We start from the raw sequence: 21,235 nt of genomic DNA on the forward strand, positions 1-21,235 counted from the left end.
GCGCAGGCCCTTCCGGTGCTCCGCCCCGGATCCGGCGTCTCGGTCGCCGGGCGGGGTGTGTGGGGTCCGGTTTCGGTGGTCGGTGGGTTTGCCCACGCTCCGGGGAGCGGCCGGGGCGGGGAGGCTCGCGGCGGGTGGGCTATGACCGGGTGACCAGGCGGGAGACCTTGCGGGCCGCCACCAGGATCGGGTCCCAGACGGGGGAGAAGGGCGGGGCGTACCCCAGGTCCAGGGAGATCATCTGATCCACCGTCATTCCCGCTGTGAGGGCCACCGCCGCGATGTCGACGCGTTTGGCCGCGCCCTCGCGGCCGACGATCTGGACGCCCAGGAGGCGGCCGGTGCGGCGTTCGGCGAGGATCTTGACGGTCATCAGGGCGGCGTCCGGGTAGTAGCCGGCCCGGCTCGTGGACTCGATGGTGGCGGTGACGTACTGGAGGCCGACCTCGGACGCGTCCTTCTCGCGGAGGCCGGTCCGGGCGATCTCCAGATCGCAGACCTTGCTGACGGCCGTGCCGACGACGCCGGGGAACGTTCCGTAGCCGCCGCCCACGTTCGCGCCGATGATCTGACCGTGTTTGTTCGCGTGGGTGCCCAGCGGCACATGACGCTCCCGCCCGGAGACCAGGTCGAGGACCTCCACGCAGTCGCCGCCCGCCCAGATGTCGCCGTGGCCGCGGACCCGCATGGCGAGGTCGGTGAGGAGGCCGCCGTACGCGCCGAGGGGGAGACCCGCCTCGCGCGCGAGCGTGGTCTCCGGCTCGACCCCGATGCCGAGGACCACCACATCGGCGGGGTACTCGCCGTCCGCCGTCGTCACCGCGCGGACCCTGCCGTCGTCGCCCGTGAGGATCCCGGTGACATCGGCGCCGTCGACGGTCGTGATGCCGAGGCCGTCCATCGCCCGGTGCACCAGCCGTCCCATGTCCGGGTCGAGCGTGGCCATCGGCTGCTCGCCGCGGTTGAGGACGGTCACGTCGAAGCCGCGGTTCAGCAGCGCCTCCGCCATCTCGACGCCGATGTAACCCGCGCCGACGACGACCGCGCACCGGCCCTCCGTGGCGGCCAGCGAGTCCAGCAGGGCCTGCCCGTCGTCGAGGTTCTGCACCCCGTGGACGCCGGGGGCGCCGATGCCCGGCAGCGGCGGCCGGACGGGCCGCGCGCCGGTGGCGATCACCAGCTTGTCGTAACCCGTCCACGACTCCTCGCCGCTCTCCAGATCGCGGGCCCGCACCCGCCCGGCAGCGGTGTCGATCTCCGTTACCTGCGTGCGCATCCGCAGATCGATCGCCCGCTCCCGGTGCTCGGCGGGCGTACGGGCGATCAGGTCATCGCGCTTCGGGACCTGACCGCCCACCCAGTACGGAATCCCGCACGCCGAGAACGAGCTGAAGTGGCCGCGCTCGAACGCGACGATCTCCAGCTCGTCCGGGCCCTTGAACCTGCGTGCCTGCGATGCGGCGGACATGCCCGCCGCATCGCCCCCGATGACCACCAGTCGCTCCGTTGCCATGGATCACACGCTACGGGGGACGGAACGGTCACTCCCGGCCGGGCTCCGGCTCGGCCGAGGAACCGGAGGCGGGCCCGGCAGCGGCAGCGGGTGCGGGGGCGGGTGCGGGGGAGCCGTACACCGGGAGCGGACCCGGCGCGGCGGGCGCGCCCTCGGCCCCGCCCGCGACGTCTCGCTTGGCGAACCGCGGCCGGATCAGCCAGCGCCACACCGCGTACAGCGCGCCCAGCACCACGGCGAACGGGAACACCGCCCCGAACACGATCCCGATCCAGCGGACCGTCGCCGTCAGCGCGTCCCAGCCGCCGCCGAGCGCGTCCAGGAAGCCCGGATCGTCGTCCTTCTCCTTCTTCTCGTTCCCGGCCTCCGGCTCGGACAGCTTCAGGGTGATGGTGGAGAGCGCCGTACGGTCCTTCAGCGAAGCCTGCTGGGCCAGCAGCGACTCGAGTTCCGCCTGGCGCTTGCTCAGCTCGCTCTCCAGCGTCACGACGTCGCTGAGCTTGTCCGCCCGGTCCATCAGCTCCCGTACCCGCGCCACGCTCGCACGCTGGGTGGCGATCCGGCTCTGGACGTCGACGACCTGATCGGTGACGTCCTCCGCGTCGGCCTTCCGGGAGAGCAGCTTTCCACCCTTCGCCAGCTCGGCCAGCACCTCCGCGTACCGCTCCTGCGGGACGCGGAGCACGATCCGCGAGGTCATCGGGGATTCGTCCCCGGTGGTGTCGAGGTACTCGGTGGTCTCGTCGGCGACGTGGCCGCCCGCCTTCTCCGCGGCCTCGCGGGCGGAGGTCAGGGCCTTCTCCGCGTCCTTGACCTCCACGCTCAGCTCGGCGGTGCGGATGACATGGGACGGCGAGACCGAGGACTTCCGCTGGGATCCGCCGGCCCCGTCGGGCCCGGTCGACGGAGGAGCGCCGGCGGTCTTCTCGTCGGTCGCCGCACCGTCGCTCCCGTCGGTGTCGTTCCCGTCGGTGTCGTTCCTGCCGGAGCCGGGCCCGGTTCCCGGATCCTGCACTGCGGCTTCCTCACGGGTCGCCGCTTTCGTGTCGCTGTCGGACGAGTCTCCCGCTCCGCAGCCCGCGAGTGCGAGTGCGAGTGAAGCGGCTATCACCAGTGCGGCGAACGCACGTCGAGCACGCATAAATCGGCCCCCCATGGCCAGACGTCCAATGTTGCCTCTTCGACGGAGAGACCCCCGGTGAGGGTTGCCGCTTCACGATCCCGAACCGGTCACGTTCGGGACTCGGAAAGGGATTTGAGAGAGTGGAGGCATGCAGTCCTCCCACAACGCGGACACCGGCACGGGCTCCGGCACCGGTTCCACTCCGGCCTCCGGCCCCGCTGCGCACCCCGCCCCCACCACAGGCTCCGGGGCGCCCCTCGGCCATGCCGTCGTCATCGGCGGCGGTATCTCCGGGCTCGCCGCCGCCCACCGGCTCGTCACCGCCGGAGCGCGCGTCACCCTCGTCGACACCGCCGCCCGCGTCGGCGGCAAGCTGCTCACGGGCGAGATCGAGGGCATGCCCGTCGACCTCGGCGCGGAGTCCATGCTCGCCCGCCGCCCGGAGGCGGTCGCCCTGGCCCGCGCCGTCGGACTCGCCGACCGGCTCCAGCCGCCCGCCACGAGCACCGCGTCCGTCTGGACACGGGACGCGCTGCGGCCGATGCCCAAGAGCCATGTGATGGGAGTGCCGTCCGCCCCCGAGGCCCTCGCCGGACTGCTGTCGCCCGAGGGCGTCGCCCGGATCGCGCGCGAACGCGACCTCGGGCCCGCCGACCTCGGCGACGACGTCGCCATCGGCGCTTTCGTCGCCGAACGCCTCGGCCGCGAGGTCGTCGACCGGCTGGTCGAGCCACTGCTCGGCGGGGTGTACGCGGGTGACGCGTACCGCATCTCCATGCGCGCGTCCGTGCCCGCGCTCTTCGAGGCCGTACGGAGCCACCGCTCGCTCCTCGACGGCGTACGGGACGTCCAGCGGCGTACCGCCGAGCGGCAGCAGGACGGACCCGTCTTCATGGGCATCGAGGGCGGTGTCGGCACGCTCCCGGACGCGGTGGCCCGCGCCGTACGCGAGGGGGGCGGCGAGATCCTCTCCGGCACACGCGCCCTCGGGATGAGCCGCACAGCCGACGGCTGGCGCATCCGCACCGACCGGGACTCCCTGACCGCCGACGCCGTCGTGCTCGCCACCCCCGCCTGGTCCGCCGCCGAACTGCTCTCCGGCGAGTCACCGGCCGCCGCGGCCGAACTGGGCACGATCGAGTACGCCTCGATGGCCCTGGTCACCCTCGCCTTCCGGCGCACCGACCTGGCCGGGATCCTCCCCGACGGCAGCGGATTCCTCGTTCCGCCCGTCGACGGCCGCACCATCAAGGCGTCCACCTTCTCCAGCCGGAAGTGGAACTGGACGGGCGAGGGCTCCGCCGACCTCTTCCTGCTCCGTACATCGATCGGGCGGTACGGCGAGGAGGAGCATCTGCACCGTGAGGACGCCGAACTCGTCGACGTCTCCCTGAGCGACCTCGGCGCGGCCACCGGTCTCGCCGCCCGGCCCGTCGCGAGCGAGGTCACCCGCTGGATCGGCGGCCTGCCGCAGTACCCCGTGGGGCACCACACCCGGGTCGCCCGCATCCGCGAGGAGGTCGCCAAGCTCCCCGGCCTGCGGGTGTGCGGAGCCGCGTACGACGGCGTCGGCATCCCCGCCTGCGTCGCCGACGGACAGCGCGCGGCCGACGAGATCCTCGCGGCCTTCACCCTGACGCGAAGCGGGACCTCCACCCTGACGCGAAGTACGGAGCGGCGCGGGGGACAATAGCCTTATGAGCGCGCCAGAGAAGATCCCCAACGCGGGCAAGAAGGCCAAGGACCTCAACGAGGTCATCCGCTACACACTGTGGTCGGTCTTCAAACTGCGTGATGTGCTGCCCGAGGACCGGACCGGTTACGCCGAAGAGGTCCAGGAGCTGTTCGACCAGCTCGCCGCCAAGGACGTCACGCTGCGCGGTACCTACGACCTCTCCGGGGTGCGCGCCGACGCCGACCTGATGATCTGGTGGCACGCCGAGACCGCGGACGAGCTCCAGGAGGCGTACAACCTCTTCCGCCGCACCCGGCTCGGACGGGCGATGGAGCCGGTCTGGTCGAACATGGCGCTGCACCGCCCCGCCGAGTTCAACAAGTCGCACATCCCGGCCTTCCTCGCGGACGAGGTCTCCCGCGACTGGGTCAGCGTCTACCCCTTCGTACGGTCGTACGACTGGTATCTGCTGCCCGACGAGGAGCGGCGGCGGATGCTCGCCGACCACGGCAAGATGGCGCGCGGCTACCCGGACGTCCGCGCCAACACGGTGGCGTCGTTCTCGCTCGGCGACTACGAGTGGATCCTCGCCTTCGAGGCGGACGAGCTGCACCGCATCGTCGACCTGATGCGCCATCTGCGCGCCTCGGAGGCCCGGATGCACGTCCGCGAAGAGGTCCCGTTCTACACCGGACGCCGCAAGTCGGTCGCGGAGCTGGTGTCGGCGCTGGCCTGAGGGTCTGATCCGTCGCCGGTCTGATCGATCGCCGGTCTGGGGCCGGCGCCGGTCTTGGATCGTCGCCCCCGGCCGGTGAGCCGACCGGCCGGGGGTTTCCGGAGTGCGGCTGAGGTCAGGCGGCGGTACGCGGCAGCTTCGGCTGCTCCGTCCGCCGGTCCAGCGACACCGGGTCCGGCTCGGGGCGCGGCGCGCACGACGCGCGCCGTACCGGCGTCTCACCGCGGAGCAGATAGTTCTCCAGGTGGGTGTTGACGCAGGCGTTGGGGCCGCCGCCGATGCCGTGCGTCCCCGCGTCCTTCTCCGTGATCAGCACCGCGCCCCTCAGCCGGCGCGCCAGCTCTTTCGCGCCCGCGTACGGCGTCGCCGCGTCCCGCTCCGCCGCCAGGATCAGCACGGGAGGCAGCGCGCCCCGCTCCGTACGGACCTCAAGGGGCTCCTGCCGGGGAGGGGACCAGTACGCGCAGGGCAGATTCATCCACGCGTTGTCCCAGGTCTCGAAGGGGGCTCTGCGGGCGAGTGCGGTGTTGTCGCGGTCCCACACCCGCCACTCCGTCGGCCAGGGCGCGTCGTTGCACTCGACCGCCGTGTACACGGCGGTGGCGTTCTCCGCGTCCCGCGCCGCCTCGGGCTTCGGCGCGGCCTGTGCGATCAGCGGCTTCTCATTGCCCTTCAGATACTCCGAGAGCGCGGTCGCGCGCGGCATCCAGTAGTCGTCGTAGTACGCGGTTCCCAGGAACGCCGCCTGGAGCTGGCCCGGCCCGACCTCGCCGCCCGCAGGCTTCTTCGCGAGCTGGGCGCGCGCCTTCTCGTAGCTGCGGGCCACCGCCTCGGGCGTGGCGCCCAGGCCGAAGGTCGCGTCGTGCTTGGCGACCCAGGTGCGGAAGTCGGCCCAGCGGCTCTCGAAGGCCAGTGACTGGTCGAGGTTGTTGCGGTACCAGATCTTGTCGCGGGCGGGGTTCACCGCCGAATCGAAGACCATCCGGCGCACGTGCGAGGGGAAGAGCGTCGCGTACAGCGCGCCGAAGTACGTGCCGTACGAAGCGCCCATGAACGTCAGCCGCTCCTGCCCGAGGGCCGCCCGCAGCACATCGAGGTCGCGGGCGTTGTTGAGGGAGGTGTAGTGGCGCAGCGCGGAGCCGTTCTTGCGCGCGCAGCCGTCCGCGTACGCCTTCGCCTCCGCGATCCGCTCCCGCTTGTACGAGGGCGACGGATGGGTGGGGGCGAGCGTGGGGCCCTTGATCGAATCCGCCGGGTCCTGGCAGGACAGCGGGGCCGAGCGGCCGACGCCGCGCGGGGCGTATCCCACGATGTCGTACGCGCGGGCGACCCGCTTCCACTCGGGGAGCTGGGCGACCATCGGGAAGTACATGCTGGACGCGCCGGGCCCGCCGGGGTTGTAGACGAACGCGCCCTGGTACTCGTCCGGTCCGCCGCTCGCCCGGACCCGGCTGACGGTCAGGGAGATGCGTCGGCCGTCGGGCTCGGCGTAGTCCAGCGGGACCTCGACCGTGCCGCAGGAGACGGATTTGGGCAGCGATTCCGCCTTGGGACAGGCGCCGAAGGCGATGCCCGCGGCGGCGGCCCGCCCCGCGGCGACGGCGGTGCCGCGCCGCTCGGCGTCCATGACGGTGTCGGCGACGGCCGTGCCGGTGGCCGGGGGGACGGCCAGCGTGGTGATGACCAAGGAGCCGAGACCGGCCACGAGTCCGTACTTCGCCACTGCTCTCATCGCGTTACCTTCGGCCCTTCGTGCGGACGGCAGTGGGACGCAAGCCTTGGCGCGGTGTGTCGCGATGTAAAGCACCGATGGGGGGTGTCGCGGTCAATGACCCCGATGCGCTCCACGCGCGCTCGCGCGCCCTCCACGCCCGCCCCTGGACGCTGTTCGCGGGTGCGGAGCCGACTATGGAGCCAACCACGGAGTCGGCCACGGGATCGGCGGGGAACAGCCGGGGAGACGTTCACGCCGGCGCTCGCGGGCGGGGGGCTCACGGGAGGGGAGTTCGCGGACGGGCGCGGTGAGCGTGCGACGGCGGCCGGAGCAGGGGCCGGGGCCGGTGGACGTCCGAGCGCCGGCCGGGGCGTGCCACCCTGCGGGCCTTCTCGATCGCCTCTTCGACGACCGCCCCTGAGGGAGCGTCACCGTGGGTCCGGGGGCGTGCCGGCGGCCCACGGCGGTACGTGCCCCGCGGCGGCATGTACCCCGAGGTGCACGTGCCTCCCGGCGGCCGAGGCCGTCGTGGCCTCGGCCCGAGGGCCGTCGCGGGGGAGTCCGGTCAGCCGCCGCAGCCGCAGCCGCCGCATCCTCCACAGCCCCCGCCGTCGCCGCCTCCGCCGTCCCCTCCTCCGTCGCCTCCGCCGGCGCCGGAGTCTCCACAGCCCGACCCACCGGAAGTCCCGCACCACGCGGGGGCGGTTTCGGCACCGACGGATGCCGTCGCGCCGACCGTGGTGACCATGGCCACCGCCGCCGCCGCGACCAGCAGGGCCTGGAATCGGCGGTCCTCGATGCCGCGCGGCCCCTTCATCGCGACGCGGCGGGCCGGGGAGGTCTCCCCGCCGTACCGCGCTCCATAGACGCGCAGCGCCCGCCGGCCGCCGGAGGTGACCCGGCGGGACCGGTCTTCCTGGGTGAACATGACGATCAGGCCGAGGATCTCGGCGGGCAGGATCACCACGATGAACGGGAGGGCCAGGCGGTCCCAGTCGTTGGTGTAGCTGGCGATGGTGATGCCGATGCCGCCGATGGGGAGCAACAGGCCGGTCATGAGGCCCTGGACGACCAGGAGGGCTTCCCACCCGGCCGACCACTTCACCTGCTTTCCGGGCGACACCATCAGCCCGCGATCGGCGAGCCGGTCGCCGAGTGCCTGCACGGCGGACGAGCGCATCACCGCGTGCCGCAGCGCGCTCAGCGAGCCGGACGGCGCGGCGAGCAACTCGTCGAGCACCGCGCGCTCCACCGGATTATGGGCGACGGGGCTGTGTACGGAGACGACGCCGGGTTCGGCGAACAGCAGCCGTCCGTCCGCCTGCATCGTGGCGAGCGCCGTGTCCACCGCCCGGCCCGGTCCGCCGGCGAGGAACGACGCCTCGTACACGTCCTGGACCGCGTAGTCGCGGTCCACCGGCACTTCATGGGCCCGGTCCGCCCTCCTGCGGGCGATCAGCAGGACGCTGGAGGTCCCTATGCAGACGTAGACGATGATCGCGAGCAGACCCAGATCCATGGTCACCTCCTGACCAGCGCGGCACGGGCCGCGGAGACGATTCGGCGGGTGCGCCGGGGCGGGGGCGGCGCCGCCCGCTCCTGCCACCAAAGGCTCAGCCGTCTGCGGGTCAGGTCGTCCTCGGGATGCCCCGTGACCAGCAGTTGTTCGACGAACTCGAGCGCGTCCCGGCGGTAACCGGCGTGCATCGGGCGCGCCTTGGCGTACGAGAGGAACGCGGTCCGGTAGCCGTCCCCGAGGATCTCGGGGAGTTCGGGCGCGATCTTCGCGACGACGGTGGCCCGTTTGACGGCGAGCGCCCGGCTCTGCACCCGCAGCCGACGAGAGTCGAACGCCTCGGGGGCGGGAGTCCCCGCGACCAGCGCGGAGAGCAGCGCGGCCTGCGCGATCGCCAGCTGTTCACGGGCGTCCCGGGTGTCTTCGGGACCCGGTGCATGAGGGGCAGGGGCAGGGGCAGGGGCGCCGGCTGTGTTCGGTTTGTTTGGTGTGTTCGGTGGGGCCGGGGTGTTCCGGGCCGTGGCGGTGGTGTCGGCTGCCGCACCGCCGGGGCGGGCCGCCGTCCTGAGCACCTCGCGTATGGTCTCCAGCTCCGCGCCCAGTTCCTCGGCCGGAGGGAAGTCGTCGTCGCGCTCCAGCAGGACGCCCGGCGGCGAGACGCGGGAGACCAGTTCGCGCAGGACGTCGAGGACCGGCTCGGTGACCGGGTGGGCGTGGCTGTCGTGCCAGACGCCGTCGCGTTCGACACCGCCCGCGACATGGACGTACGCGATGGCCTCGACCGGCAGCTCGTCCAGCGCCTTGGCGGGGTCCTCGGCGCGGTTGACGTGGTTGGTGTGGAGGTTCGCCACATCGATGAGGAGCCTGACGCCCGTGCGTTCGACCAGCTCGGCGAGGAACTGGCCCTCGGTGAGCTGCTCGTCCGGCCAGGAGATGAGGGCGGCGATGTTCTCCAGCGCCAGGGGCACGGGCAGCAGGTCCTGGGCGATCCGGACGTTCTCGCAGAGCACCTTGAGCGCGTCCCAGGTGCGCGGAACGGGCAGCAGATGGCCCGCCTCCAGCGGGGGAGAGGCGGTGAGGTCGCCTCCGGCGCGTACGAAGGCGATGTGCTCCGTCACCAGGGGCGAGTCCAGCGCGATCGCTCGTTCCGCCAGCTCCTTGAGCTTCTGTTCACGGGGGCGGTCCGCGCCGCCGAGGCCGAGGGAGACGCCGTGCGGGACGACCGTCACGCCGCGTGCGCGGAGCCGCGTCACTGAGGCGGGCAGATGACCGGGGCAGACGTTCTCCGCCACCACCTCGACCCAGTCGAGGCCCGGCAGTTCCTCCACCGCGTCGGCGATCTCCGGTCGCCAGCCGATTCCTGTTCCGAGTCTCATGATCCCCTCCCCGTGACCACTATGCCGTGTGACGGCATGTGCATGCAGGGTTCATGGCCCCGGCTGAGGGCGGTTGAACCCAAGGTGGAGGACGTTCAGAGCCTTATTTGAGGTTCCCCGGCCTGCCTGTGGACCGCCCGCCGGACCCGGTGGAGACAGCCGAGACACAGGAGATCTGCGGAGACAGAGGAGATTTGCGACAGAGGAGATTTGCGGAGACAGAGAAGACAGGGGAGCGGACTTTAGGGCGACGGGAGCGACGGGGAGAGGCCGGCGCACCGGCCCCTCCCGTCACCCACCGCCCGCGGTCATGACGACGACGGCGCGGGACGGCTGGTGTTGATCGACGTCGGCGCACCCGGCCGGGTGGACGGCTGCGACGTGAAGTTCCCGTCGCCGGACGGCTGGGCGGGCCGGGGCTGGGCGGGCAGGTTCCCGTTCGGCGGCGGCGGGCCGGTCGGGCTGGCGGTCGCACGGCCCGCGGCCTCGTTGGCGATCGCGTCGAAGTCGACCATCCCGGTGGCCTCCAGCATGGTGATGTGGTCGAGCACGGTCACATTGGCATCGCTCGCCAGCTGGCGTATCAGCGTATTGCGCGTGGTGTGTCTGACCTGCGCGACGAGGGAGAAGACCTTGCCGTGCGCGTTGCGCAGCAGATTGGCGAACTTGCGCTCGTACTCCTGCCCGCCGGCCGCCGAAAGCTCCTGAAGCCATGCCTGCTGCTGGTCGTTCGGCTGGTTCGGCAGCTCGACTCCGAGCTTCGCCGCCACATCGCGGGCCCGGATGTCGAGATCGGTGTGGCCGACGACGAGATGGTCACCGGCGTCCCTGATCGCCTGGGTCGGCGCGCGCTCGATCGCCTGCTGCCCCGCGGGCAGCTCCCAGAGTCCGGCCAGCCGGACCTTGACGAGGAAGTCCCGGTCCGTGGCCGACAGCGGACCCCACTGGGTCGAGACGGTCGACGCGTTGAGGTTGTCCTGACCGGTTCCGGAACGGTCCGCGTACGACCACACGGGGAACGCCAGCGCTCCCACGGTGGCGACGAGAGCCGCGACGATGAGGGCCGTCCCGTTGATGCGCCGCAACAAATGTGCCTCCCGAGCCGATGTGCTTGACGGCAAACCAACCGCCAACTGAACATCCACTCAATCCGTTTGACGGTACTGAGAGGTACGTAACGCGGAGCCGCGGTGTTCACCAAGGGGAGGGAGCGGCCGGGCGGACGGACGGGACGGGAGAGCCGACGGTTCGGTGCCGGTGCCGGTGCCGGTGCCGGTCCCGGACCCGGACCGCCGTACGGCAGGCGACCGTACGGTCCGCCGGTCCATGGGCGGCGGAGGGAGGGAGGCCGGAACAGGTTCGTTCAGCGGCGCAGCGCGGGATGGTCGGCGACCACCGTGCACGAGCCCGCGGCGATCTCCGTGAAGCCTGCGTCGCGGACGACCGGCAGCGGGCCGGAGACGAGGGACGCCCACCGCTCCGGCTCGGCCGTACGGACGCTGAGCGGGAACCCGGCCTCCGCCCAGGCCGTGCGGTCCGTCTCCGACAGCTCCCACCAGGCGAGTTGGGCGCCGTGCCCGGCCTGCGCCATCGCCTTGCCCGCCGACATCTCCAGCCGCGGACTCATCCAGAGCACCGGACCCGCCGGGTCGAGCGCTGCCGGGGGCTCGGGATCCGAGAGATCGGTGCCGGAGACCTGGAGCCTCGCCAGGTCCTTGGGCCAGCCGTCGAGCGGTACGGGCGGATAGACCCGGACCTCCGCCGTGCCGCCGGTCACGGTGAGGCCCGGCAGCGCGGACGCCCGGCGCCACTCCGCGCCACGCGCCCGCCGGACCACCTTGCGGATACGGGCGTCCTGCCAGTCCTGTATCGCGCGGGCCCACTCGCCGTCCCCTGTGGACCGCTCGTCGGCCAGGATGGCGAGCACCGCGCGGGCGGCCGTCTCCAGCGCGTCGGTCAGGGACGGGGGCCCGGTCCTCTCGATCCGGACGACCAGCGGCAGCACGAACTGAGGGGCCTGATCGCGATCGGTGCTCTCGTGACGGAAGGGGCTGTCGGAGCCATTGGAGCTGTCGGGGATGTCGGCGTGGTCGCTTTTGCGGTCGGAGGGGCTGTCCGCGCCGCCGGGGCGGAGGGGAGCGCCGGGGCCGCTGGGCGCGCTGGGGCCGGAGGAATCGCTGCTCACACCAGAAGTCTGCCAGCCTGACCTGCCCGGACGAGCCGGGCGTCTCGCTTTCGGCGGCTCCGCGGACCGGTGACATCGGGCTTCTTGGCGGAACGTATCCCTCCGGGCGAGGATGCGTCTCATGAAAAGCGACCTCTTCGCAGCCGAGAACACCGCCCAGCAGGCCACCGCTCCCGGCATGACGCAGCAGAACGCCAAGTCGATCAAGTACGCCGTGAACGGGGAGATGCACGCACGGCAGGGATCGATGGTCGCCTACCGCGGCAACCTTCAGTTCGAGCGTAAGAGCCAGGGCATAGGCGGCATGCTCAAGCGCGCCGTCACGGGCGAGGGACTGCCGCTGATGGCCGTGCGCGGGCAGGGCGAGGCGTGGTTCGCGCACGAGGCGGCGAACTGCTTCATCGTGGAGCTGGAGCAGGGCGACGCCCTGACCATCAACGGCCGCAACGTCCTCTGCTTCGACGCCACGCTCTCGTACGACATCAAGACCGTGAAGGGGGTCGGCGCGGCCGGCGGCGGACTCTTCAACAGCGTCTTCACCGGATACGGGAAGCTCGCCGTGATCTGCGAGGGCAACCCCATCGTGATCCCCGTCACCTCCCAGCAGCCCGTGTACGTCGACACGGACGCGGTCGTCGGCTGGAGCGCGACCCTCAACACCTCGCTGCACCGCGGCCAGTCGTGGGGCTCCATGGTCCGTGGCGGATCGGGCGAGGCCGTGCAGCTGATGCTTCAGGGCGAGGGCTTTGTGATCGTGCGGCCCAGCGAGCATGTGCCGCAGAGGACCGGCAGCTGACCGGTCACGGGGTGGGCCGCGGCGATGACTACTCTGGTGCGCATGGACGAGCCGTACTGCGGAACGCCGACCCCCGCGCGCGTGCCCGTGCCCGAGGTGCCTGAGGCGGTCGAGGTGCCCGAGGTGTCTGCGGGGCCATTGGATCCGCCCCCGCCCGGAGCGGCGGCCGGGCCTCCGTTCGCGGAGTGCGTGCTGTGCCGGAAGCCGACGGAGTACCCGGAGTCGGTGAAGGGCTCCACCCTCTGCCCGGTCTGCGAGTGGCAGGAAGCCCAGCGGACTGCCTGCTCCGGCTAACGGGCGGCGCGCATCAGCTCGGAGACCTTCACCATGCGGTAGCCGCGCTTCCGCAGCTCGGGGACGATCTTCCGGATCGCCTGCTCGGTCACGGGGGCCGCGCTGAGGGTGCAGTGCATGACCACCAGGGAACCCGGCTTCACACCCGCGAGCACCTGTTCCGCGACCGCGTCCGGGTCCTTCGCGAAGGCGTCCCCGCTGACGACGTCCCACTGGACGGCGGTCACCTTCGCCGGGGCGAGGGCCCGCAGGGCCCGGTCGTCGTAGCAGCCGCCGGGGAAGCGGAAGTACGGGACGACTCGGCGTGCCCCGGCCTTCTCGAACGCGGCGAACGCCCGGTCCACATCGGCTTTCATATCCGGCTCGGCGATCGTGGGCAGGCCGTAGCAGGGGGACGCGAAGGCGTGGTGGCTGTAGGAGTGGTTGGCGATCTCGAAGAGCGGGTCGCCGCCGATCGCCTTCGCCTGGTCCGGGTACTCCTCGGCCCAGCGGCCGGTCATGAAGACCGTCGAAGGGACGCGGAGCTTCCGCAGCGCGGCGATGAGCGCGGGGTTGTCGAAGCGTTCGCCGTCCGCCGCGCGCGGGCCCTGATCGGCAGTCATATCGGCGTCGAAGGTGAGCGCGACGGTCTTCTCGGCCCCGGCGGGCGAGGCCGCGGCGCGTTCGAAGACCGGTGTCAGCCCGCCCGGTCCCGGTGCGAGCGTCGGCACGGCCGCGTCCGCGCTCGGAACGGTCACCTCCGCGCTCGGAGCGGTTCCCGTGCCGGAGCCAGGGCCAGGGCTCGCGGTGCGGCCGGGGTCGGCGTCGGGCCCGCCGACGGGATCCGGCTCGACGGCACAGCCGACGAGTACGGCGCTCAGGACCCCCACCGCCATCAGCCCGCGTACGAAAATACTCACAAACGGAAAATATGCGAGTAATTCATCAGTGAGCGCCCATGTTGCTTCTGTGTCGGGATTGGAGCCAGGCTGTCCACCCGAGCGGGTGCGACTTCGCAGCCCGGCGCAGAGATGATCAGGAGGAATCGGCATGGCCGAGATGGCACAGTCCCCGACGGCCCGTGTTCTCGCCACCATGGCGGATGTGACCGGTATACCGCCGGAGCGGGGCGGTGCGCTGTGGCGGCTGGCCGAGTCCGGACGGCAGTTGGACGCGAACATCGTCCGCGTACGGCCGGGCGGCCGGGTCGACTCGCATGTCGAACCCGCCCTCGACGTGCTGCTCTCCGTACTGACCGGCAGCGGTGAGCTGGAGAGCGACGCGGGACGGCAGCGGCTGGAGCCGGGGTCGGTGGCCTGGCTGCCGCGCGGCGCGCGGCGGGGGGTGGCCGCCGGACCGGACGGTCTCGTCTATGTCACCGCGCACCAACGCCGCCCGGGGATGTCGATCCGGAGCGCGGCCACGGGCTCCGAAGCGGCGGCCGGGGACTTCGAGGGCGGGGAACCGGCCTGTGCGCTGAATCGGATCTGCCCCGGCTGCGACCGCCCGGCCGAGGACGTCGCCGCACGTTACTGCAGCCGCTGCGGCACCCGGCTGCCCTCCTGAACCGCTTCCTGACGGGCCATCACCAAGATTCTTTGCCGATTGCGGTGAGTTCAACACGCGCCTCGTACGTAACAAGGGGCGGACGCGTCCTCCGATGCCACCGGCATCCGGACTCCGTACCCCCACACAGGAGGCGGCGAGTTGAGTCACAGACGAATACCGAAGAGGAAGGCGATTCTGGCGGGAGCGGGCGCCGTCGGAATCGCCGTGGCGGCCGTGCTGCTGCCCCAGGCGTACGCCTCGCAGGAGGGATCGGATCCCGAGATCCGGCCCAAGAGGCTGAACGCCGCCTCCGCGGCGGAACTCGTGAAGCGGATCGGCCCGCGGCTCGGCGAGGCGTACGGCGGTGGCTACTACGACGCCGGCAAGCAGCAGCTGGTCGTCAATGTCGTCGGCAGCGACGACAGAGTCATGGACCAGGTCCAGAAGGCCGGGGCGGTGCCGAAGCGCGTCCGCAACAGCGTGGGCAGGCTGCGCGCGGCCAAGAGCACGCTGAGCCGACAGGCCACGATCCCGGGCACGTCGTGGGCTGTCGATCCGAAGAACAACCAGGTCCTGGTCACGGCGGACCGTACCGTCGCCGGAGGCAAGTGGGACAGACTGGAAGCGGCGGTGAAGGCCCTCGGCCCCGGCGTGGCCCGGATCCAGAAGTCGGCCGGTGAGTTCAAGCCCTTCCTCGAAGGCGGCGACGCCATTTTCGGCGGTGGCGGACGCTGTTCCGTCGGCTTCAATGTGACCGCTCAGGACGGCAGCCCCGGCTTTCTGACGGCCGGTCACTGCGGTGTCGTGGCCGACCGGTGGTCGGAGAGTCAGAACGGCCAGCCGGTCGGCACGGTGCGGGAGGCGGTGTTCCCCGGTGCCGGCGACTTCGCGCTCGTGGCGTACGACGACCCGGCGACGCAGGCCGCCAGTGAGGTCGACCTCGGCCAGGGCGACAGGATCGCGATCAACGCGGTGGCCGACGCGGCCGTGGGGCAGCAGGTGTTCCGGATGGGCAGCACCACCGGGCTCAGCGACGGGCAGGTCACCGGCCTCGACGCCACGGTCAACTACCCCGAGGGCACGGTCACGGGTCTCATCCAGACCAATGTGTGCGCGGAGCCCGGCGACAGCGGCGGATCGCTCTTCACCCGCGACGGCAACGCGATCGGCCTCACGTCGGGCGGCAGTGGGGACTGCACTTCGGGCGGCGAGACCTTCTTCCAGCCGGTGACGACGGCACTCGAAGCGGTCGGCGCGCAGATCGGCGGCGGTGGCGGCGGCGCTGGTGACGGGGGAGGCGGCGACAACGCCAACGGCGGCGGGAACGCGGATGGCGGTGCCGACGCGAACGGTGGTGCCGACGCGAATGGCGGCGCGGACGCGAATGGCGGCGCGGACGCCGACGGTGGTGCCGGCGGCGGCGATGAAGCCGGAGCGTATGGCGGCGTCAGCGGCGGTGACCGGACCGGTGGCGACCAGGGCAACGGACGCGGTAGCGGCGGCAGCGGTAACAGCGGCGACGGCGATGGCGGCGACCAGGACAACTGACGCGCCGCGCCTCGCGCGGACCACGACCCCATGAATGCCGGGCGGGCTGAGATCCTCAGCCCGTCCGGCGTTCTTTCGTCCCCGGCCCCGCCGCGGGCCCGGCTCGCGAGGCTGTCCGCGCCCGGCCCCGGCCCGGCACGGCCGACCCGCGGTGAGCGTCGCGTCCGCCGCGTCGAGCGGACGGCCGTCACAGAGGAGGCCGGCGCTGAGGTGACCGTCACAAAGCAGGCCCGCGCAGAGGCGGCCGGCACAGAGGAGGTCCGCACAGAGGAGGCCCGCACGGAGGGAACGCGCGCCTGATCGGTGCGTGAACCGTGCGGGCCGGGCCGCTCTGTCCGGTGTCGGTGCCGGGCGGGTCCTACGGATATCCACATATCCACGGGCCGCCGTGCGGCGGCCCGTTCACGGCCGTGCGGCGGCCGTAGGCTCAGGCCAGTTCGGCGGTGAGCGTGATCGTCGTCCCCGCGAGGGCCTGGCTCACCGGGCAGTTCTTCTTGGCGTCCTCGGCGGCCGACTGGAATCCCTGCTCGTCCAGGCCGGGGACCTCGCCGCGCACGGTCAGATGGATACCGGTGATGCCCTCACCGGGCTGGAACGTGACATCCGCCTTGGTCTCCAGCCGGGTCGGAGGGTTGCCCGCACCCGTCAGACCGTGCGAGAGGGCCATCGAGAAGCAGCTGGAGTGCGCCGCCGCGATCAGCTCCTCCGGGCTGGTCTTCCCATTGGCCTGCTCGGCGCGGGACGGCCAGGAGACCGGCTGCGAACCGATGCCGGAGGAGTCGAAGGTAACGGTGCCCGAGCCCTTGAGCAGCTCGCCTTCCCAGACCGTGTGTGCCGTGCGCGTCGTCGCCATGGTGTGAATCCCTTCTCACAGAACGGTGGTTACGTCCCCGAACCTACTGCCCCGAGAGCCCCTTCGCGTCACGCGCCAGTGCGGTGAGCCGCGAGATCGCCCGGAAGTACTTCTTCCGGTAGCCGCCGTTCAGCATCTCTTCGCCGAACAGCCGGTCGAAGGGGAGCCCGGAGGCGAGTACCGGCACCTCACGGTCGTACAACCGGTCGGCGAGCACCACGAGCCGCAGTGCGGTCGACTGGTCGGGCACCGGTCCCACCCCGGTGAGGCAGACGGCGGTGATGCCCTCGGTGAGCGCTCCGTACCGGCTCGGGTGCACCGTCGCCAGGTGCTCGAGGAGATCGGGGAAGTGGTCGAGCGACGCGCCGTCGGTGGCGTACGCGGTCTTGGTGACCACCTCGTCCGTGTACGGGGGAGGGGCCTCGGGCAGCCCGCGGTGGCGGTAGTCCTCGCCGTCGATCCGCAGCGGGCGGAAGTGCGCGGAGAGCCCCTGGATCTCCCGGAGGAAGTCGGCGGCGGCGAACCTGCCCTCGCCCAGCTTGCCCGGCAGGGTGTTGGAGGTGGCGGCCAGGGCCACGCCCGCTTCGACCAGCTTGCCGAGCAGCGACGAGACCAGAACGGTGTCGCCGGGGTCGTCCAGTTCGAACTCGTCGATGCACAGGAGCCGGTGTCCGCTCAGCGTCCGCACCGTCTCCTGGAAGCCGAGCGCCCCGACCAGATTCGTCAGCTCCACGAAGGTGCCGAACGCCTTGAGCGAGGGATCGGCCGGCGTGGCGTGCCAGAGCGACGCGAGCAGATGGGTCTTGCCGACGCCGTATCCGCCGTCGAGATAGACACCGCGGGGGGCGGCGGGGGCGGCGGGCTTCCTGGCGAACCAGCGGCGCCGGCCTCCGCCGCTCGCGTTCGCCCCGCCCAGTCCCGCGGCGAACGAGGCGAGAACGGAGACCGCCTCGCGCTGGCTGGGCTGGTCCGGGTCAGGGATGTACGTCTCGAACCGTACGGCGTCGAAGCGCGGCGGCGGCTCCATCTCCGCGACGAGTGATTCGGCGGGGACATGGGGCCGCCGCTCGCACAGCGACTGCGGTACGCCTTCGGTTATGGCACTGGTGGCACGGGTCGACACAGTTCACCACTGTAAGGGGCGTGCCAGACTGCACGTCATGCGACGCCTGCTCCCTGTGACCGACCCGACAGCGAACGAGGACCATGAGTGGTCCCTGGACGAGCTGGCCGACGCCTACGCGTATCCGGAGCCCGGTCCCCACCGACCAGGCCCCAGCCGACCCGGCCGTCCCGAACCGTCCGGCGACGTGTCCGGGCTCCCCGATCTGTCCGCGCTCTCCGCGGGTGGCACCGCGCCCGCCCCCTCGGCCGGAGGCGCGGCGGACCGCGCCCCGGACGCCGAGCCTGGGGCCCCGGACGCCGGGCCGGGGGTCTGGCTCCGCGCCAACATGGTCTCCTCACTCGACGGGGCCGCCCAGCACGAGGGCCGCTCGCAGGCGCTGTCGAGCGACGCCGACATGCGGATCTTCGGCGTCCTGCGGGGGCTCGCGGACGCGGTCGTCGTCGGAGCCGAAACGGTACGCCGTGAGCGGTACCGCCCGGCCCGCGCCCGTGACGCGTTCGCGGAGCGCCGTGCCGCGGCAGGGCAGGGCCCCGCTCCCGTGATCGCCGTCGTCAGCACCTCGCTCCGGCTCGACTTCTCGCTCCCCCTCTTCACCGAGCCGCTGGTGCCGACCCTGGTGCTGACGGGAGCCGCCGCGCCACCGGACCGGATCCACGAGGCGGAGAAGGCGGGTGCCGAGGTGGTGGTCGCCGGGGACGGGCCGGAGGTGGATCCGGTGCGCGCGCTGCGGGCACTGGCCGAGCGCGGTCTGAGGCGGCTGCTCACCGAGGGCGGGCCGAGGCTGCTGGGACAGTTCGTGGCCTCCGGGACGCTGGACGAACTCTGTCTGACGGTGGCCCCGGTGCTGACGGCGGGCGACGCCCAGCGGATAGCGGGCGGACCCGGTCCCGTCCTGCCGGAGAGATTCGCACTGGCGTCCGTGCTGGAGGAGGCAGGGTTTCTTTTCACCCGATACCGTCGCATATGACAAGCTGCGGAATTTATCGTTCCGGTTAGCTCGGGCTGGGCACACTTACTCACGCATACCCCGTGCGGGCACGGGGAAGGATGGTTTCCGCGGAAGGGCTCCTGACGTGTTCACAAGCGTACTGATGATCGAGAAGCCCCTGACGTCCGAGGACGTGGATTTCGTCACGACCCTCCATGGGGACGAGGGCGTCTCGTTCTTCGTGCTGATGCAGCCCCGCGGCGATCAGGCCGATGTGCTGCTGCGCGCCATCGACGACGTGGCGCTCGGCGAACTGAGGGACGCCGTCCGCGAGGGGGAGGAGCCCGAGGGGGAGGCCGCGCAGGCCCCCGCCGCGCTCGCCCTGGAGCACTCGCTCGCCGCCCTGCGCGCCGCGGGCTGCGAGGCGTCGGGCCAGGTCGTCGAAGACCATCCCCTGGACAGACTCAAGTCCGTCGTCGCGGAGTCGGGGGCCGACGAGGTGATCGTGCTGACCGCGCCGCACTATGTGGAGGAGTTCTTCCACCGCGACTGGGCGTCCCGCGCCCGGCACAAGGTCGGCGTCCCGGTGCTCAAACTCTTCGCCCACACCGAATAGGGTGGGGCCTCGTTCACGTACGGCGTCATGCGTGTACGGCTTCACCACCGACGCACAGCCTCAGCCCCGTACAGCCGACAACCCCGTACAGCGTCAACCCGTGTACGCGTTCGCTCGCCCACGCGCTCGTTCACGCACACCGTGAGTCCTGTACACCTGACCCGCACACACTCGTTCACGTACACCTCGATCCACGTGGACGGCGGATCGCGCGGCGCGTGATCCGCCTCCGCCGCGGTTCGTCCATCTTGGGGAGACAGACGCATGGCATCCGCCATTCCCGGCACCATGGAACGCCCGCACTTCATCGGCATCGGCGGCGCCGGGATGTCGGGCATCGCGAAGATCCTCGCCCGGCGGGGCGCGCGGGTCGCCGGAAGCGACGCGAAGGAGTCGCCCACGGCGGACGCCCTGCGCGAACTGGGCGCGACCGTTCACATCGGGCACGCGGCCGGTCATCTGGACGACGACGCCAGCTGCGTCGTCGTCTCCAGCGCCATCCGCCCCGACAATCCGGAACTGGTGCGCGCGGCCGAGCTGTCCGTCCCCGTCGTCCACCGCTCCGACGCGCTCGCCTCTCTGATGACCGGGCTGCGCTCGATCGCGGTCGCGGGCACGCACGGCAAGACCACCACCACCTCCATGCTGGCCGTGGCGCTCACCGGGCTCGGTCTCGACCCCTCGTACGCCATCGGCGGCGATCTGGAGGGGCCCGGCACCAACGCCCGCCACGGCGACGGCGACATCTTCGTCGCCGAGGCGGACGAGAGCGACCGCAGCTTCCAGAAGTACGATCCCGAGGTCGCGATCGTCCTCAACGTCGAGCTGGACCACCACGCGAACTACGCCTCGATGGACGAGATCTACGAGTCCTTCGAGATCTTCGCCGGGAAGATCGTCCCCGGCGGCACCCTGGTGATCTCCGCCGACCAGCAGGGCGCGGTCGAGCTGACCGCCCGCCTGCGGGAACGGGCGAACCGCGACGACCAAGGGGGCCGGGATGGCCGGGAGGGTCTGAGGATCGTCACCTACGGCGAGTCCCCGTCCGCCGACGTACGGGTCCACAAGGTCACCCCGCGCGGTCTGACCAGCGAGGTCACCGTCGTTCTCGACGGCCGCTTCCTCACCTTCACCGTCGCCGTGCCGGGCAGCCACTACGCCCACAACGCGGTGGCCGCGCTCGCCGCCGGCGTCGCCCTCGGCATTCCGGCCCACAACCTCGCCTCGGCCCTCGGCAAGTACACCGGGGTCAAGCGCCGCCTCCAGCTCAAGGGCGAGGCCGCCGGCGTCCAGGTCATCGACTCCTACGCCCACCACCCGACCGAGATGACCGCCGACCTGGAGGCCATGCGCGGCGCCGCGGCCGGATCCCGGCTGCTCGTGGTCTTTCAGCCGCACCTCTACTCCCGTACCCGGGAACTGGGCAAGGAGATGGGCGAGGCCCTGGCGCTGGCCGACGCCGGTGTCGTCCTCGACATCTATCCGGCGCGCGAGGACCCGATCCCCGGCGTCACCAGCGAGCTGATCATCACCGCGGCCCGCGCGGCGGGCGCGGACATCACCCCCGTCTCCGACAAGGCGGCGGTCGCGGACACGGTCGCGGGAATGGCGAAGCCCGGCGATCTCGTTCTCACCATGGGCGCGGGCGATGTCACGGACCTCGGTCCGCTGATCCTGGCGCGCCTGTCGAGCTGACGCAGCGAAGGACC

At 71.8% G+C, this 21,235-nt stretch carries 19 protein-coding genes; 9 read left to right on the plus strand and 10 right to left on the minus strand.

Features of this window, described 5'->3' with window-relative positions; all coding sequences use genetic code 11:
- Positions 1-139 precede the first annotated feature (139 nt).
- Positions 140-1,513 carry an FAD-dependent oxidoreductase gene (locus ACWEFL_RS17795; protein WP_451713149.1) on the minus strand — a complete coding sequence of 458 codons (1,374 nt, stop codon included), beginning with the start codon at positions 1,511-1,513 and terminating at the stop codon, positions 140-142.
- 28 nt (positions 1,514-1,541) lie between these two features.
- Positions 1,542-2,654 (minus strand): DUF4349 domain-containing protein, encoded by a 1,113-nt coding sequence (locus ACWEFL_RS17800; protein WP_451713152.1) that lies wholly within the window; start codon positions 2,652-2,654, stop codon positions 1,542-1,544.
- Positions 2,655-2,784: 130 nt separating this feature from the next.
- Between ACWEFL_RS17800 and hemG the strand changes: the two genes are divergently transcribed.
- Positions 2,785-4,329 carry a protoporphyrinogen oxidase gene (gene hemG / locus ACWEFL_RS17805; protein ID WP_451713155.1) on the plus strand — a complete coding sequence of 515 codons (1,545 nt, stop codon included), beginning with the start codon at positions 2,785-2,787 and terminating at the stop codon, positions 4,327-4,329.
- Positions 4,330-4,333: 4 nt separating this feature from the next.
- Complete coding sequence (hemQ, locus tag ACWEFL_RS17810; protein ID WP_451713158.1) at positions 4,334-5,047, plus strand: hydrogen peroxide-dependent heme synthase; 714 nt, start codon at positions 4,334-4,336, stop codon at positions 5,045-5,047.
- A 115-nt stretch (positions 5,048-5,162) separates the two neighbouring features.
- Here hemQ and ACWEFL_RS17815 read toward each other — a convergent pair whose 3' ends face one another.
- From ACWEFL_RS17815 to ACWEFL_RS17835, 5 genes are all read right to left on the minus strand, one after another.
- Positions 5,163-6,779: an alpha/beta hydrolase gene (locus ACWEFL_RS17815; RefSeq protein WP_451713161.1), complete on the minus strand. Its 1,617-nt coding sequence runs from the start codon at positions 6,777-6,779 to the stop codon at positions 5,163-5,165.
- Positions 6,780-7,326: 547 nt separating this feature from the next.
- On the minus strand, positions 7,327-8,280 hold the full coding sequence (locus tag ACWEFL_RS17820) for a TIGR04222 domain-containing membrane protein (RefSeq protein WP_451713163.1): 954 nt from the start codon (positions 8,278-8,280) through the stop codon (positions 7,327-7,329).
- Positions 8,281-8,282: 2 nt separating this feature from the next.
- Positions 8,283-9,653, minus strand: a complete 1,371-nt coding sequence (locus ACWEFL_RS17825) for a DUF692 domain-containing protein (protein WP_451713165.1) — start codon at positions 9,651-9,653, stop codon at positions 8,283-8,285.
- Positions 9,654-9,961: 308 nt separating this feature from the next.
- Positions 9,962-10,738, minus strand: coding sequence for a DUF4142 domain-containing protein (locus tag ACWEFL_RS17830; protein ID WP_451713167.1), 777 nt, complete (start codon positions 10,736-10,738; stop codon positions 9,962-9,964).
- A gap of 278 nt (positions 10,739-11,016) precedes the next feature.
- Positions 11,017-11,733, minus strand: a complete 717-nt coding sequence (locus tag ACWEFL_RS17835) for a peptidyl-tRNA hydrolase (protein WP_451713439.1) — start codon at positions 11,731-11,733, stop codon at positions 11,017-11,019.
- A 226-nt stretch (positions 11,734-11,959) separates the two neighbouring features.
- Here ACWEFL_RS17835 and ACWEFL_RS17840 point away from each other — a divergent pair, with 226 nt between their 5' ends.
- Entirely contained in the window at positions 11,960-12,634 is a 675-nt protein-coding gene (locus tag ACWEFL_RS17840; protein WP_451713169.1) for an AIM24 family protein, read from the plus strand.
- Positions 12,635-12,748: 114 nt separating this feature from the next.
- Complete coding sequence (locus tag ACWEFL_RS17845) at positions 12,749-12,928, plus strand: hypothetical protein (protein WP_451713442.1); 180 nt, start codon at positions 12,749-12,751, stop codon at positions 12,926-12,928.
- On the opposite strand, the gene ACWEFL_RS17850 is transcribed toward ACWEFL_RS17845, so the two are convergent.
- Positions 12,925-13,821 carry a polysaccharide deacetylase family protein gene (locus ACWEFL_RS17850; RefSeq protein WP_451713445.1) on the minus strand — a complete coding sequence of 299 codons (897 nt, stop codon included), beginning with the start codon at positions 13,819-13,821 and terminating at the stop codon, positions 12,925-12,927. The genes ACWEFL_RS17845 and ACWEFL_RS17850 overlap by 4 nt on opposite strands.
- A 136-nt stretch (positions 13,822-13,957) precedes the next feature.
- Here ACWEFL_RS17850 and ACWEFL_RS17855 point away from each other — a divergent pair, with 136 nt between their 5' ends.
- Together ACWEFL_RS17855 and ACWEFL_RS17860 are read left to right on the plus strand one after the other, a co-directional pair.
- Positions 13,958-14,473 carry a cupin domain-containing protein gene (locus ACWEFL_RS17855; protein ID WP_451713172.1) on the plus strand — a complete coding sequence of 172 codons (516 nt, stop codon included), beginning with the start codon at positions 13,958-13,960 and terminating at the stop codon, positions 14,471-14,473.
- A 141-nt stretch (positions 14,474-14,614) separates the two neighbouring features.
- Positions 14,615-16,003: a S1 family peptidase gene (locus tag ACWEFL_RS17860; protein WP_451713174.1), complete on the plus strand. Its 1,389-nt coding sequence runs from the start codon at positions 14,615-14,617 to the stop codon at positions 16,001-16,003.
- Between the two features lie 427 nt (positions 16,004-16,430).
- On the opposite strand, the gene ACWEFL_RS17865 is transcribed toward ACWEFL_RS17860, so the two are convergent.
- Both ACWEFL_RS17865 and zapE read right to left on the minus strand, forming a co-directional pair.
- Positions 16,431-16,856, minus strand: a complete 426-nt coding sequence (locus ACWEFL_RS17865; protein ID WP_451713177.1) for an OsmC family protein — start codon at positions 16,854-16,856, stop codon at positions 16,431-16,433.
- A 43-nt stretch (positions 16,857-16,899) separates the two neighbouring features.
- Positions 16,900-17,979, minus strand: a complete 1,080-nt coding sequence (gene zapE, locus ACWEFL_RS17870) for a cell division protein ZapE (protein WP_451713180.1) — start codon at positions 17,977-17,979, stop codon at positions 16,900-16,902.
- 37 nt (positions 17,980-18,016) lie between these two features.
- Here zapE and ACWEFL_RS17875 point away from each other — a divergent pair, with 37 nt between their 5' ends.
- From ACWEFL_RS17875 to murC, 3 genes are all read left to right on the plus strand, one after another.
- Entirely contained in the window at positions 18,017-18,949 is a 933-nt protein-coding gene (locus tag ACWEFL_RS17875; protein WP_451713183.1) for a pyrimidine reductase family protein, read from the plus strand.
- A gap of 106 nt (positions 18,950-19,055) precedes the next feature.
- Complete coding sequence (locus tag ACWEFL_RS17880) at positions 19,056-19,526, plus strand: indole-3-glycerol phosphate synthase (protein WP_451713186.1); 471 nt, start codon at positions 19,056-19,058, stop codon at positions 19,524-19,526.
- A gap of 264 nt (positions 19,527-19,790) precedes the next feature.
- Positions 19,791-21,221, plus strand: coding sequence for a UDP-N-acetylmuramate--L-alanine ligase (murC, locus tag ACWEFL_RS17885; RefSeq protein WP_451713188.1), 1,431 nt, complete (start codon positions 19,791-19,793; stop codon positions 21,219-21,221).
- Positions 21,222-21,235 lie beyond the last annotated feature (14 nt).

The organism is Streptomyces sp. NPDC004838, assembly GCF_053600955.1.